This window comes from Sinorhizobium sp. BJ1 (assembly GCF_002531555.1).
Lineage (GTDB): Bacteria > Pseudomonadota > Alphaproteobacteria > Rhizobiales > Rhizobiaceae > Sinorhizobium > Sinorhizobium fredii_B.
Genome location: NZ_NWTH01000004.1, coordinates 61,683 through 74,936, shown reverse-complemented (window position 1 = coordinate 74,936; position 13,254 = coordinate 61,683). Strand labels below are relative to the sequence as shown.

Here is a 13,254-nt window from a genome sequence, read left to right as displayed (position 1 = left end):
AACGGTCCTTTCGACTATTCCTTGGAGACGTTCCAGACGTAGTTGGTGTCGAAGCTCGGTCCGAGCTTGAAGCCCTTCAGAGTGCCGCGCAGCCCGGCGACCTCGGTCTGCTGGAAGATGATCACAAAGGGGCTGTTGTCGAGAACGGTCTTCTGCAGGTCCTTGTAGATCTCCGCACGCTTGGCGCTGTCGCGCTCGAGAAGCGCTTCCTTGGTCTTCTTGCTCAGTTCCGGAACGTCCCAGGCGTTGCGCCAGGCGAGCGTCTTGTTCGTACCCGCGTCGGAATTGTCAGGATTGTTGGTGAAGGTATCGGCGTTCGAATGCGGATCGAAATAATCCATGCCCCACTGGCCGATATACAAATCGTGGTTGCGGGCGCGGTACTTGGTCAGCGTCTGCTTGCCGTCACCGGGAATGATTTCGAGCTTCACGCCCGCCTGCCCCAGCGTCTGCTGGAAGGATTCGGCAATGCCGGTGGACGGCTGGGTGTTGCGTACATCCATGGTGACGGTGAACCCGTCCGGATAACCGGCTTTCGCCAGCAGTTCCTTCGCTTTGGCGACGTCGAATGTATATGGGTTCTCGTTCAGCGCGCCGAGAACGCCCTTCGGCAGGAAACTCTGGTGGATCTCGCCGATCCCCTTGATCAGGGTGGTGCCGATCGCGTCATAGTCGACCAGATATTTGAACGCCTTCTGGACCTCCGGCTTCGCCAGCTTCTCGTTCTTCTCATTGAGGCTGATGTACCAGACCGTGCCCTTCGGCGCGCTGGTCGTCGCCAGATCGCCATTCTTGGAAACAGCCTCGTAGTCGCCCGGCTCGAGATTGCGCGCCACATCGATATCGCCGGCTTCGAGTGCGAGCCGCTGGCCGGAGCTTTCCTTCATGTGCCGGTAGATGACCCGGGCGAGCTTCGCCGGCTCGCCATAGTAGTTATCGTTCCGCTCCAGCGCGACGACTTCGTTCGCCCGCCACTCCCGCAACTTGAACGGCCCCGAGCCGGCATAGCCGGTCTTCAGCCATTCATTGCCGAAATCGTTGTCGTATTTGTAATCCTTCGTCGGTTCTACGGACTTGACATGCTCGAGCACCAGCTTCTTGTCGACCACCGAAGCCACGGTCGCGGTCAGGCAGTTCAAGACGAAGCTCGGCGCATAGGGCTGGTCGACGGTGAAGACGAAGGTTTGCTCGTCCGCAGCCTTGGCCTTTTCGGCGACGTTGTCGCCGGTGAGCCCGAACTGGGTGAGGATGAAGGCCGGGCTCTTATCGAGCTTGACGGCACGCTCGAAGGAATAGGCGACGTCCTCGGCGGTGATCGGATTGCCGGAGGCGAATTTCATATCCGGCTTCAGCTTGAACGTATAGGTCAGGCCGTCGTCCGATACCGTCCAACTGTCGGCGAGATCGCCGACCACCTTGGACGTGTCGTTGAGGTCGAGACGGACGAGCAGGCTGTAGGTGTTGCTGGTCATCTCCGCGGTCGAAAGCTCGAAGGCTTCACCCGGATCCATGGTGATGATGTCGTCGAACGCGAAGCCCTCGACCAACGTGTCTTTCGGCGTCTCAGCCAGAACCGGCTGAGCGACGCCCATCGCGAGCGCAAGCGCCGCGGAAGCAGTCAGAAGCCGAAAACGTCCATTGAGCTTATGCATCATTTTTGCGCTTCCCTCTTTTTAGCCCTTGGCGGGCTCTTCTTCATGGGGTTCAGGCGGCCTCGTGCCAAGCCTTCCCCAGAACTCTCAGCCAGTTCTCGCGGCATATTTTTCTAAGCTCGCGGTCACCATATCCGGCGCTCCGCAGCGCGGCAACGAGCTTCTGATTGCCTGCAGCATCAGCGATTTCTTCCGGTATCGTCGCGCCGTCGAAGTCCGACCCGAGCGCGACGCAGTCGATGCCGACACGCTCGACCATATAGTCGACGTGGCGCACCATATCGGAAAGCGGCGTGGCTGCATTTTCCTGTCCGTCGGCGCGCAGCATGGTCGTCGCATAGTTGAGCCCGACCAGGCCGCGGCTCTCGCGGATGGCATCGAGCTGCCTGTCGGTGAGGTTACGGGCGACCGGCGTCAGCGCATGGGCATTGGAATGGCTGGCGACGAGCGGCTGATCGGTGGTCTCCGCCACATCCCAGAATCCTTTCTCGGTGATGTGGGCGAGATCGATCAGGATGCCGAGCCGATTGCACGCCCGCACGAGTTCGAATCCGGCCTCGGTGAGGCCGGGCCCCGTGTCCGGCCACGACGGATAGGCGAAGGGCACGCCATGGCCGAAAACATTGTGGCGGCTCCAGACCGGCCCGAGCGACCGCAACCCGGCCGCATGGAAGGTCTCGAGCCCGGCAAGGTCGGGGCCGATGGCTTCGCAGCCTTCCATATGCAGGACGGCCGCAAAGATGCTGTCTGCCATCGCGTCACGGATTTCGCCGGTCGAGCGGCAGAGCCGCCAGGCCCCGGCCCGGTCAAGCCTCATGGCAATGTCGGCGAGCTCGATCGCCGTCGCTAGCGACGGCAGGCGGTCGAGCGGCTCCGACAGCGGCGTCACGTAGTGGCCGTCCTTGTCCGGCGTTCGCAAAACCAGATCACCCGAGGGAATGTAGATGGCACACAGTCCGCCGGCGAGACCGCCCGCCCTGGCACGCGGCACATCGATATGACCTTTCTCGGTCCCCTCGATGAATTCGGCTATCGGGTCGCTTCCACCGCGCGCATGCTGCCAAAGGCGCAAAAGCACGTCGTTATGGCCGTCGAAAACCGCCTGCATTCCCAATTTCCTTCGCCATTTCAGGGAGATCGGATGGATCATCCGCTATTGCCGCATCCAATCGAGGACGTGGCGATGCTATTGAAAGACATCCGCCATTTCAATGAATATCCGGGGGATTTCCTGGTCAAGCCCTGTAGCGAAATGTTGCATGCACGCCGCAGTCGCACGGGCGCCGCAGTGCAGGGCAATCCGAAAAAGCGTCAGGCAGGCTGTCCCGACAAACAAAAATCTGCCATTGGTTCCGGGGACGAGCGAACACTGTCCGATAGTCGCCGGTCATGACGATCGGTGCGAGTAGTGCTCAAGAGGGGGCTCGGGGTGCCGTCGATCGCTGGTGCAAGCCTGACCGCGCGGATGGTTCGCGCCTTATTTTGCGTGGGACTGTTGCTTTGCCTCTCCAGTTGCGGCGGGCGACCGGTCGGCGTCCTTGTTCCATCCGGCACCGCCGCGGGCGCCTCGGAAGTGGACCTCCTGGTGGCGACCACCCGGGCCCAGGCCGATGAGCCGGGCGTCCTCTTCACCGGCGAACGCGCCCCGGAGCTTTCGCTGACCGAAATCGTCGTCTCGATTCCCCCCGAGAAGAGCCGCAAGGTCGGCCAGGTCCAATGGCCAAAGAAATTGCCGGCCGATCCAAGCCGCGATTTCTCGACCGTCAGCGTCAAACCGCTGGAGGCCGGACCGGAGACGCAGGCCTGGCTCAACGGGCATCTGCCGAAGAGCCGGCGCGTGCTGATTTTCGTCCACGGCTTCAACAACCGCTTCGAGGACGCCGTCTACCGCTACGCCCAGATCGTCCACGATTCCGGCGCCGATGTCGCACCGGTGATCTTCACCTGGCCGTCACGCGCCAGCATCTTCGATTACAATTACGACAAGGAAAGCACCAACTATTCGCGCGACGCCCTCGAAGAGCTGCTGCAGCGGGCCTCGAAAAACCCTTCGGTCGGCGAAATCACGCTGATGGCGCATTCCATGGGATCGTGGGTTACCGTCGAAGCGCTCCGCCAGATGGCGATCCGCGACGGCCGCGTCGCTCCCAAGATCACCGACGTCATTCTCGCCTCGCCCGATCTCGACGTCGATGTCTTCGGCAAGCAAATGGAGGCCATGGGCAAGTCGCGGCCGAAATTCACGCTCTTCGTCTCTCGCGACGACCGGGCGCTGACCGTCTCGCGGCGGATTTCCGGCAACATCGACCGGCTCGGACAGATCGATCCCTCGGTGGAACCCTACCGGAGCCGTCTTGAGGAGGCCGGTATCACCGTGCTCGACCTGACGGCACTCAAGGGTGGCGACAGGCTCAATCATGGCAAGTTCGCCGAAAGCCCGGAAGTGGTGCGGCTGCTCGGCAACCGGCTGATTGCCGGACAGACCGTGACGGATTCGGATGTGGGCCTTGGCGAACGCGTGGGAGCCGTTGCGCTTGGAACGGCGCAGACCGTCGGCAGCGCCGCCAGCGTCGCCGTGTCGACGCCGATCATGGTCTTCGATCCACGCACGCGGCGAAATTACGACGCTCAGCTCCGTCGTTTCGGCCAATCGATGCAGAACACCGTCGGTTCGGCCGTCACGCCGTAGATCACATGTGCCGCACCAGAGCGGTCGCGATTGCCTAATGGAACGTCGACTTCGAGAAGAGATTGAGAACCAGCACGCCGGCAATGATCAGCGCCAGGCCGAGGATCGCCGCCAGATCGAGTTTCTGGCCGAAAGTGAAGTAGCCGACCGCCGAGATCAGCACGATGCCAAGGCCGCTCCACAGCGCATAGGCGATTCCGACGGGAATATAGCGTAGCGTATAGGACAGGAAGAAGAAGGCGACGGCATAGCAGACCACCGTCAGCACGGTCGGCGCGAGCCGCGTGAAGTGCTGCGCCGCCTGCATGGCCGAGGTGCCAAGCACTTCGAAGACGATTGCGATCACCAGGACGGTGTAGAGCATGGCGGGGTTCACGGCACGCCTCCGAAAAGTTCGAGTGAGATGGATGCCGATTGCCGGCGACTTCACCGCAGTGAAAGGGCTTTGAGCTTCTGAAGCAGCGCCGCCCGCGTGGACGCATCGATATCATGGCTCTGCATCAGGTCGGCAAGCCAGATGCCGTCAGCGGCAAACCGGGCAAGCAGGCAATTCGGCGAGCCGTCGGTCGCTGCGAACTCGGCTGATCGTCGCTCCACCCATTCCCGCCAGCGCGCCTTGAGATGCGGCTCCGCAAGCAGCGCAATCGTCAGCACCTGCCAGCCCCGCCCTTCCGCTTCCGCGTCCAGTGCAAAGCAGACGGTGAGATAGGCGCGGGTAAACCGCCCCTGCTCCACCCCATCGTCCGCCATCGCCGCCTCGATCGTGCGGTCGAATCGGCCGATCAATTCGTCGAACAGGCCGTCGAGCAAAGCGAGCTTGTTGGGAAAATGGTGCAGCAACCCGCCCTTGCTGACGCCGGCCGCCTGCGACACTTTTTCGAGCGTCATTGCGGTGATCCCTTGCTCGAGCGACAGCCGTGCGGCGACATCCAGCAATTGCTGGCGAACCCGCTCCGGCTGCTTCTTTCTGTGATAGGCGTTCGTCATACCGCCTAAAGATACCGTCTGGACGGTTTTGTCAAGTCCGCAAATGAGGCGACCTGCAACGCGATGAAACGCCGCAAGGCACGTGCGGACATTGTGCCCGGTGCGGAGCCGCTATACGAAGTCGGTCAAAGGACACGGTCATGACGGAAACGAAAACCACGACGCTCTACGAAGCGATTGGCGGCGATGCCGCGGTCCGCGCACTGACGCAGCGCTTCTATGAACTCATGGGCAGCCTGCCCGAGGCGGCCCGCTGCCGCGCCGTGCATCCGGCGGATCTCTCCGGCAGCGAGGAGAAGTTTTACGAATATCTGACCGGCTGGCTCGGCGGGCCGCCGATCTATGTGGAAAGGCGCGGCCATCCAATGCTGCGCCGGCGACACTTCGTGGCCGAAATCGGCTCGGCCGAACGCGACGAATGGCTGCTCTGCTTCACCCGCGCCCTCGAAGAAACGGTTTCCCACCCGCAGTTCCGGCAAGTCATCCTCGAACCGGTCACCCGGCTCGCCCATCACATGCAGAACAAGGAATGATTATCCAATGCCGAACCGCGGAATGCGTGGCAGCGTGCTTTTCATCGCCGGACTGATGGGCGTTTTCGGTGTCGCCGCCGCGGCGGCGGCCTCGCACGGCGCTGACCCGAGGCTGCTAGGCGGAGCGTCCGCCATGTGCCTCGCCCATGCGCCGACACTCGTCGCGCTGCATGCCGGATGGAGAGATTTCCGCACGGCGGCCGTCGCCGCACCGCTGCTCGCCGCCGGCACCGCCGTCTTCTCTGCCGACCTCGCCATCCGTCATTTCGCCGGCGACGGTCTCTTTCCGATGTCGGCGCCGCTCGGCGGCCTTATGATGATGGCTGGATGGCTCGCCGTCGCGGTGGGAGCGTTCCTGCCCCGCAAGGCTGGCTAAAGAGGACTCAAGCCCCCTCGACACGGTATAGCCTTCGAATTTCGGCGGGCCCAGATACATGGCGCGATTGTCGGCGGCGTTACGGTGCGCCGCCCGGAAGTTTTCCGATTTCGTCCAGGCGACGAAGGCGTCCCTGCTTTCCCAATTCGATTTCGAGATGAACGGCGTATATCCCTCTTCCGGCAGGCTCTCGCCGCGCAGCAGATGGAAGTCGATGAAGCCCGGCATTTCCGCAAGGCTCGAATCGCGCCCCTTCCAAACGGCCTCGAACGCCTCTTCCTGACCGACGGCGACGTGGAAACGGTTCATGGCGACAAACATGGGGGCTACCTTTCACGTGCCTTCTTTTCCGGGGTCCCGACTTCACTCCGCGGGAACGGCAGGATAACGGCGCTCGACGACGGTGCAAGCGCGAACGGCTCGCGGACCGGATGGCGGGCCTGCCACTCCGGAAACTCGCTCACATTAGGGTTGTCCTCCAGCATGCGTGCGCGGCGCGTCAGCACCTCGTAGAGTTCCGGCACCAGACCATCGCCGAGCTGCGAGGCAAGCTTGTGAAGACCGATCATCATCATTTGATCGGGACGTTCGTCGTTCATCATCGATACTCCGTGCGACGGAGCCCGGGGAGAAGGCTCGTCGTCCCTCGCCAAAAGTTCAGTTCTCGCCGCCGCTGGTGGACAGGTCCTGAAGGGCTCGCTCCAAGCTCGACTTCGAGCCATTGCGCAGCGGCACGAAGGCCTTGCCCCACTTCTTGCAACCCGTCTTCACGCGCAGACATGCATCATGGCTGATGCAGTCGATAGGGCAGAAGACGCAGTCGACCGAGGGAAGAACCCGATCGATGCGCGATACGGCCTCTCGTAAACCGCCGTCGTGGTGGATGAGTTCCGCGCCATAAGAGCTGGCGATCTCGCGCAGATGGGCAACCTGGCAATCGCGGCCGCCGACATAGAGGAAGCTCCGCCCCTCGAGCGTGATCCTGCCACTGTTGGGTTGCGTCGGGCTCGTTTCGTCCCTTGCCTTGCCCTTGCCCTTGCCGCCCTTGCCCGCATTCTGGTGCCGCTTGCCGCGCATGCGTGTTCTCTCCGTCTTGCTTCGGCAATGGGCTTTTCGGCCACCAATCGCCATCAGAACTTTCCGTGGGCACACACCGAACGGTTGTGCGACGGCGGCAACTTATAAAACTTGATAGTTAGAGTAAAGTATAAACATGAGTGTCAAGTCATATTTCATGGGATGATCCGGCCGGCATTTTTTGCCCTGGACCTCAGGCCGATTCCGGGCGGAGCCGCTGAATTCAGCGACTGAAAGTGAGCGGAATGGTGAACATCCAGCTGTCTCGCCCCGCATCCGCAGGGATCGCCGGGAATGGGGCGGCACGACGCACCGCATCCAGCGCCGCTTCGTCGAGAATGGGCGAACCGGCGCTCTTCGCTAGGCTGACGCTCGCGACACCGCCCCCGGAAGCTACGGTGAAGCGGACATGGGCGACACCGCGCAACCGCTGCCGCTTGGCCTCGGAGGGGTAGCGAAAGGCGCGGTTGAGCTTGCTCCTCACCTTGCCGGGATAGTTCGAAACGGCGGCATTGCCCGACTGCCGAGCGGTGGCCCCCTTTTCTCCCTTGGCATTGCTCGCCGACGCATTTTCGGCACCGTCCGCCTGTCCCTTGACCTGCGAGCTCGCCTGTTCGCCCCCTTCTCCGGCTTTCTTCCGCGTTACTTTCTTTTTCTTGACCGGCTCCTTCTTGGGTTCCGGTTTCTCGACCTTGGGTTTCTCTGGTTCCGGCTTCTCTTCCGGAATGACGGTTTCGACCGGTGCCACGCTGGCCGCGACTGGAGCTTCAGTGACCTCTGTCACCGGCATCTCCTCTGCCGGCAGAAGCACGTCCGCTTCGGTCGGCGTCACGTCGGTTGGCTGTTCCGAGGCGATATCGGGCATTGTCGGATCGACCGCTTGGACGACCTCTTCGGTCGGCTGGATCTCGGTCGGCTTCACTTCTTCTGGGGTCTCTTCCGTCGGCTCGGCGAGGTCGGACGGATCGCCCGCCTGCAACGTCTCCTCGAAGGCGTTGCCGAGCAGCGTCACCTCCATTGCGGTGCCGCCAGCGACCCGAACCTCTTCCTCACCCGGTGCGAACAGCATTGCGCCGCTCGCATGCGCCAGCAGAGAGAGGCCGATCGCCCCGGTCCATTTCACGATGTGCTTCATACGCGCCTGCCTTCCATCGGCACTTCAGCGATCGGGCTGTCTCAGCCCTTGAGTTCGACCGCCGATTTGGAGCCGGTCTTGAGCCCCGTCATGCAGGCGCTTTTGTCGATGCCCACGCCGACGCAGGCGGGCGCATCGTTGATCAGCAGGCTTTTCACCGCCTCGCATTTCGTTCCCGACAGATCGAACTGGCGGACCTTCGTCTTGCCGGCCGGCAGATCGCGAAAATCGAGTACCGCCATTCGTTCGACCAGCCCCTTCTGATCGAAGAGAACGAATTCGAACGAAACCTTGGAGAGCGATTGCTGCAGGCCGTTGCCTGCGACGAAAGTGAGCTTGCAGCCCTTCTGCGACGGCGCGATCTCGTTGAGTTCGATCGTCAGCCCGCTTGCAGCGTCCTGCGCCAATGCCGGCGCGGTTACCCACAGAGCCGCGACTGCGGCCGAGAAAGCGAAACGGGAAAGACAGACCATCATAACACCACCCATGCTCCGCATCCGAGCCGCCTGGCAACGGAGGCGATCAATTAACTTGATTGTAATCATCCGGTATTGCGTCCATAAAGAAATATGAGTAATGCAGTCAAGATACTAATTGGAATGCACGAGAGGAATGAGGCGATATCGCCTTGCTTCCGCCCCTCGTGAACTGGCCGAACCGTGACACCGAAAGACACCGATACCCCCCGATCCTCGCCGGCGCCGAGCGCGACCAACCGCTCGCAGCCGATTGTGGAAAGCCACGAGCTTTTCCGCGGCGCCAGCGAGATCCTGATTTCCCATGACGGCGCGATCTACCGGATGAGGATCACCCGACAGGGCAAGTTGATTCTGAATAAATAGCGAGACCACCGATGATCGACAGCACGCGCCCTACTCCGACCGAGATCCGCGCCTACCGTGCGGCGCACCCGACGCTGCGCGAGCGCGACATAGCCGCCCAGCTCGGCATTTCCGAAGCCGCCCTCGTCGCCGCCGAATGCGGCCTGACGGCAATCCGCGTCGATGCCGACGCCAATCGCTTCCTGGCGCGCGCCGAGGAACTGGGCGAGGTCATGGCGCTCACCCGCAATGAATCTGCCGTCCATGAAAAGATCGGCGTCTACGAGAACGTCAAGACAGGCCCGGCCGCAAGCCTCGTGCTCGGATCCGAAATCGATCTGCGTGTCTTCCCCTCCGCCTGGGTGCACGGCTTTGCCGTGTCGAAGACCGAAGCCAATGGCGAGGTCCGCCGCAGCCTGCAATTCTTCGACAAATGGGGGAATGCGGTTCACAAGGTCCATTTGCGTGCGAAGTCGGACCTTGAAGCTTACGACAGGATCGTCGCGGACTTCCGTCTCGAGGACAAATCGCAGGAATTCGTTGCCGAGGTCGGCGCACCGGCGGGCGACGGCGCGCCGGCCATCGCCGTCGATACGGAAGCGCTGCGCGAGCGCTGGACGAAGCTGACCGACACCCATCAGTTCCACGGCATGTTGCGCAACCTGAAGATCGGCCGGCGCCAAGCCTTACATGCCGTAGGTGACGATCTGGCCTGGCAGCTCGATGCGAGTGGTATCGAGGGCATGATGCGAGCCAGCGCCGCGATCGAGTTGCCCATCATGTGCTTCGTCGGCAGTGCCGGCGTCATTCAGATCCACTCCGGCCCCATCGCGAATATCGCAACCATGGGGCCGTGGCTCAATGTCATGGATCCGACATTCCACCTGCATTTGCGAACGGATCATATCGCCGAACTGTGGGCGGTGCGCAAACCGACGGCAGACGGCCATGTGACCTCGCTGGAAGCTCTCGATGTCAAGGGTGAATTGGTCATTCAGTTCTTCGGCAAGCGGAAGGAAGGTCTTGCCGAAAGACCGGAGTGGCGCAGCCTGGTCGAGGCGCTGCCGCGCCTCCATAGCATCGCCGCAGCTTGAGGAGACGCAGAATGAACGGCTTCGATTTTCGCCGTCTGCGCCGCTGGGAATTGGCGATCGCGGCCTTCGCACTCTCGACTCCCCTGTTGCTGCCAGCGCTCGCGCCTGGCTCCTCGTCCCTTGTCAGTCCGGCAATGGCCGAGACCGTCGAGCAGCCGGACACCTCCCGGATCGTTTCGATCGGCGGCGCAGTGACCGAGATCATCTATGCGCTCGGCGAGGAAAACCGGCTCGTCGGCCGCGACTCGACGAGCACCTTTCCCGAGGCAGCGACGAAGCTCCCCAATGTCGGCTATATGCGGCAATTGGCACCGGAGGGGATCATCGCCGTCAATCCGGCGGCGATCGTGGCCATCGACGGCAGCGGCCCGCCCGAGGCGCTTGCGGTGCTGAAGCAGGCGAACATTCCCTTCACGACGATTGCCGAGACCTACGACAAGGCGGGCATCGTCGCCAAGATTCGCGCCGTCGGCGCTTTCCTCGGCGTTCCCGACAAGGCCGAAGCCCTGGCCCGGTCAGTCGAGCAGGACCTGGACGCCGCACTCGCCGCCAGCGCTGCGCGCCCCGAGAACGAACGCAAGCGCGTCCTATTCATCCTCAGCACCCAGGGCGGCAAGATCATGGCCTCGGGCACCGGTACGGCCGCCAACGGCATTATCGAACTTGCCGGCGCGATCAACGCCACCGGGAATTTTCCCGGCTATAAGCCTCTGACCGACGAGGCGATCATCGAGGCAAAGCCGGATGTCATCCTCATGATGGATCGGAGCGGAGGCCATGCGACAAGCCCCGACGAACTCTTCGCCGTTCCGGCCTTGAGCCTGACGCCGGCGGCGAAAAACAAGGCGCTCATCCGGATGGACGGGCTGCACCTGCTCGGTTTCGGCCCGCGCACTGCCAGTACGATCCGGGAACTGACCACGGCAATCTACGGAAAGAAGACCAATGCCTCGCAATGAGGCGATTGGTAGCGCGCGCGGATCTGCCTTGGCTGCCAGAGTCACCCACGCGCGGCAGAAAGGCGACCGATCCGGTCTGGCGCGGGTGCTTATCGCCGTCCTCGCGGTGCTCGCCGTCGGCACTTTCGCGACCTCGATCATGACGGGCGCCGCCGACGCTTCACTTGGCAATGTCTTGCGCTGGCTTGTCGGCGAAACGGCAGCCGAGCAGGCCTTGAGCACGCGCGATCGTATCATCATCCTTGATATCCGCCTGCCGCGCGCCGTGCTCGGCATGCTGGTCGGCGCCGCCCTCGCCGTCTCCGGCGTCGTCATGCAGGGGCTGTTCCGCAACCCGCTGGCCGATCCCGGTCTTGTCGGCGTGTCTTCCGGCGCGAGCCTCGGCGCCGTCCTGCTGATCGTCCTCGGCGGCACCCTGTTTGGACCGGTATTTGCGCTCCTCGGCTTCCTCGCGCTGCCGCTTGGCGCCTTCTGCGGCGGCCTCGCCACGACCATGCTCCTCTATCGCATCGCCACACGCGGCAGCCAGACCTCGGTGGCGACGATGCTGCTTGCCGGCATCGCGCTTGGCGCTCTCACCGGCGCGGTCACGGGCGTGCTCGTCTTTGTCGCCGACGACAAGCAGCTGCGCGATCTTACCTTCTGGGGACTCGGCTCCCTGGCCGGCGCCAATTGGACGAAGATCTTGGCCGCTGGGCCGATCATCCTCCTGGCGCTTTCCGTCGTACCCTTCCTGGCGCGGGGCCTCAACGCGATCACGCTCGGCGAGGCGGCCGCCTTCCACATGGGCGTGCCGGTGCAGCGCCTCAAGAACATCGCCATTTTCAGCGTCGCCGCTGCAACCGGCGCCTCCGTCGCGGTCAGTGGCGGCATCGGCTTCGTCGGCATCGTCGTGCCGCATCTCCTGCGGCTCGTCATCGGCCCGGATCACCGTTACCTTCTGCCCGCGTCGGCGCTGCTTGGAGGCACGATGCTGATCTTCGCCGACATGCTGGCCCGCACAATCGTTTCTCCCGCCGAGCTGCCCATCGGCATTATCACCGCCTTCGTCGGGGCGCCGTTCTTCCTGTGGGTTCTGCTCCGCGGCCGCTCGAACATGGGACTCTGACGTGATCCGCGCCTCCGACATCTCCGTTAGCCTTGCCGGCCGACCTGTGCTCCAGAGTGTCTCGTTCGATGCCGCGCCCGGAAGGATGACGGCGATCGTCGGCCCGAACGGTTCTGGCAAGACGACGACCTTGAAGGCGATCTCCGGCGAGCTTAGCCCTTCCAAAGGCAAGGTGACCATCAACGGTCATGACATAACCCGGCTGAAGCCCTGGGAACTGGCTTTGAAGAGAGGCGTGCTGCCGCAATCGACGGTCATCTCTTTCCCATTCACGGTCAGGGAGATCGTCGGTCTTGGCCTTTCGACCGCCGGTGCCGATCTGGCCGGCGGTGGCCGTATCATCGACAATGCACTCGAAGCCGTCGACCTCGCCGGCTTTTCCGGCCGCTTTTACCAGGAGCTGTCGGGCGGCGAGCAACAGCGTGTCCAGCTTGCCCGCGTGCTTTGCCAGATCGCCGCACCCGCGGGCGACGGCGAGCCCCGCTACCTCCTGCTTGACGAGCCGGTGTCGAGCCTCGACATCCGCCACCAGCTGACCATCATGCAACTGGCGCGGCAGTTCTGCGAACAAGGCGGTGGCGTCATAGCGGTGATGCACGACCTCAACCTGACGGCGATGTTTGCCGACCGGATGGTGATGATGAAAGCCGGCCGCATCCGCGCCCTCGGCGCGCCGAAGGACGTCCTCACCGACGAGACCATGGAAGCGGTCTTCGGATGCCGGATGCAGGTCGGCATCGCGCCGGCACGAGATGTTCCCTTCGTGCTGCCGCAAACGGCATCGCTCTGATATCTGGACATCGTTGTCGCGCGGCAACGTCAA

At 62.9% G+C, this 13,254-nt stretch carries 17 protein-coding genes and 1 pseudogene; 9 read left to right on the top strand and 9 right to left on the bottom strand.

Annotated elements, in window-relative coordinates; all coding sequences use genetic code 11:
• Positions 1-14: 14 nt before the first annotated feature.
• On the bottom strand, positions 15-1,655 hold the full coding sequence (locus CO676_RS06470) for an ABC transporter substrate-binding protein (protein WP_097520005.1): 1,641 nt from the start codon (positions 1,653-1,655) through the stop codon (positions 15-17).
• Between the two features lie 49 nt (positions 1,656-1,704).
• Positions 1,705-2,760, bottom strand: coding sequence for a dipeptidase (locus CO676_RS06465; protein ID WP_097520004.1), 1,056 nt, complete (start codon positions 2,758-2,760; stop codon positions 1,705-1,707).
• A gap of 33 nt (positions 2,761-2,793) precedes the next feature.
• On the opposite strand from CO676_RS06465, the gene CO676_RS06460 reads away from it, so the two are divergent.
• Both CO676_RS06460 and CO676_RS06455 read left to right on the top strand, forming a co-directional pair.
• Entirely contained in the window at positions 2,794-3,045 is a 252-nt protein-coding gene (locus tag CO676_RS06460) for a hypothetical protein (protein ID WP_097520003.1), read from the top strand.
• Between the two features lie 72 nt (positions 3,046-3,117).
• A complete protein-coding gene (locus CO676_RS06455; RefSeq protein ID WP_041414589.1) occupies positions 3,118-4,341 on the top strand; it encodes an alpha/beta hydrolase in 1,224 nt (407 codons plus the stop codon).
• Between the two features lie 34 nt (positions 4,342-4,375).
• On the opposite strand, the gene CO676_RS06450 is transcribed toward CO676_RS06455, so the two are convergent.
• Together CO676_RS06450 and CO676_RS06445 are read right to left on the bottom strand one after the other, a co-directional pair.
• The gene (locus tag CO676_RS06450) at positions 4,376-4,717 is read right to left on the bottom strand and encodes an SMR family transporter (protein WP_280952000.1); all 342 of its coding nucleotides are present in this window, start codon (positions 4,715-4,717) and stop codon (positions 4,376-4,378) included.
• Positions 4,718-4,767: 50 nt separating this feature from the next.
• Entirely contained in the window at positions 4,768-5,328 is a 561-nt protein-coding gene (locus CO676_RS06445; protein WP_097520001.1) for a TetR family transcriptional regulator, read from the bottom strand.
• Positions 5,329-5,468: 140 nt separating this feature from the next.
• Between CO676_RS06445 and CO676_RS06440 the strand changes: the two genes are divergently transcribed.
• Both CO676_RS06440 and CO676_RS06435 read left to right on the top strand, forming a co-directional pair.
• Positions 5,469-5,861: a globin gene (locus CO676_RS06440; protein ID WP_097520000.1), complete on the top strand. Its 393-nt coding sequence runs from the start codon at positions 5,469-5,471 to the stop codon at positions 5,859-5,861.
• 7 nt (positions 5,862-5,868) lie between these two features.
• Positions 5,869-6,237, top strand: coding sequence for a DUF423 domain-containing protein (locus CO676_RS06435; RefSeq protein ID WP_097519999.1), 369 nt, complete (start codon positions 5,869-5,871; stop codon positions 6,235-6,237).
• A gap of 21 nt (positions 6,238-6,258) precedes the next feature.
• Here CO676_RS06435 and CO676_RS06430 read toward each other — a convergent pair.
• From CO676_RS06430 to CO676_RS06410, 5 genes and pseudogenes are all read right to left on the bottom strand, one after another.
• Positions 6,259-6,558, bottom strand: a pseudogene (locus tag CO676_RS06430) (antibiotic biosynthesis monooxygenase); the annotation flags it as partial.
• Positions 6,559-6,563: 5 nt separating this feature from the next.
• Positions 6,564-6,836 (bottom strand): hypothetical protein, encoded by a 273-nt coding sequence (locus tag CO676_RS06425; RefSeq protein ID WP_097520316.1) that lies wholly within the window; start codon positions 6,834-6,836, stop codon positions 6,564-6,566.
• A 58-nt stretch (positions 6,837-6,894) separates the two neighbouring features.
• Positions 6,895-7,314, bottom strand: a complete 420-nt coding sequence (locus tag CO676_RS06420) for a DUF2325 domain-containing protein (RefSeq protein WP_097519998.1) — start codon at positions 7,312-7,314, stop codon at positions 6,895-6,897.
• Between the two features lie 223 nt (positions 7,315-7,537).
• Positions 7,538-8,449, bottom strand: a complete 912-nt coding sequence (locus CO676_RS06415) for an energy transducer TonB (RefSeq protein WP_097519997.1) — start codon at positions 8,447-8,449, stop codon at positions 7,538-7,540.
• Positions 8,450-8,490: 41 nt separating this feature from the next.
• The gene (locus CO676_RS06410) at positions 8,491-8,922 is read right to left on the bottom strand and encodes a hypothetical protein (protein ID WP_041415577.1); all 432 of its coding nucleotides are present in this window, start codon (positions 8,920-8,922) and stop codon (positions 8,491-8,493) included.
• A 255-nt stretch (positions 8,923-9,177) separates the two neighbouring features.
• Between CO676_RS06410 and CO676_RS36970 the strand changes: the two genes are divergently transcribed.
• Genes CO676_RS36970 through CO676_RS06385 form a run of 5 tightly spaced genes read left to right on the top strand, consistent with a single transcriptional unit; the run spans position 9,178 to position 13,221 of the window.
• Positions 9,178-9,291: a hemin uptake protein HemP gene (locus CO676_RS36970; RefSeq protein ID WP_026186841.1), complete on the top strand. Its 114-nt coding sequence runs from the start codon at positions 9,178-9,180 to the stop codon at positions 9,289-9,291.
• 11 nt (positions 9,292-9,302) lie between these two features.
• Positions 9,303-10,364: a ChuX/HutX family heme-like substrate-binding protein gene (locus CO676_RS06400; RefSeq protein ID WP_097519996.1), complete on the top strand. Its 1,062-nt coding sequence runs from the start codon at positions 9,303-9,305 to the stop codon at positions 10,362-10,364.
• Between the two features lie 11 nt (positions 10,365-10,375).
• On the top strand, positions 10,376-11,323 hold the full coding sequence (locus CO676_RS06395) for a hemin ABC transporter substrate-binding protein (protein WP_097519995.1): 948 nt from the start codon (positions 10,376-10,378) through the stop codon (positions 11,321-11,323).
• Positions 11,310-12,431: an iron ABC transporter permease gene (locus CO676_RS06390; protein WP_097519994.1), complete on the top strand. Its 1,122-nt coding sequence runs from the start codon at positions 11,310-11,312 to the stop codon at positions 12,429-12,431. The genes CO676_RS06395 and CO676_RS06390 overlap by 14 nt, the downstream gene beginning before the upstream one ends.
• Before the next feature lies 1 nt (position 12,432).
• The gene (locus CO676_RS06385) at positions 12,433-13,221 is read left to right on the top strand and encodes a heme ABC transporter ATP-binding protein (protein ID WP_097519993.1); all 789 of its coding nucleotides are present in this window, start codon (positions 12,433-12,435) and stop codon (positions 13,219-13,221) included.
• Positions 13,222-13,254: the final 33 nt, after the last annotated feature.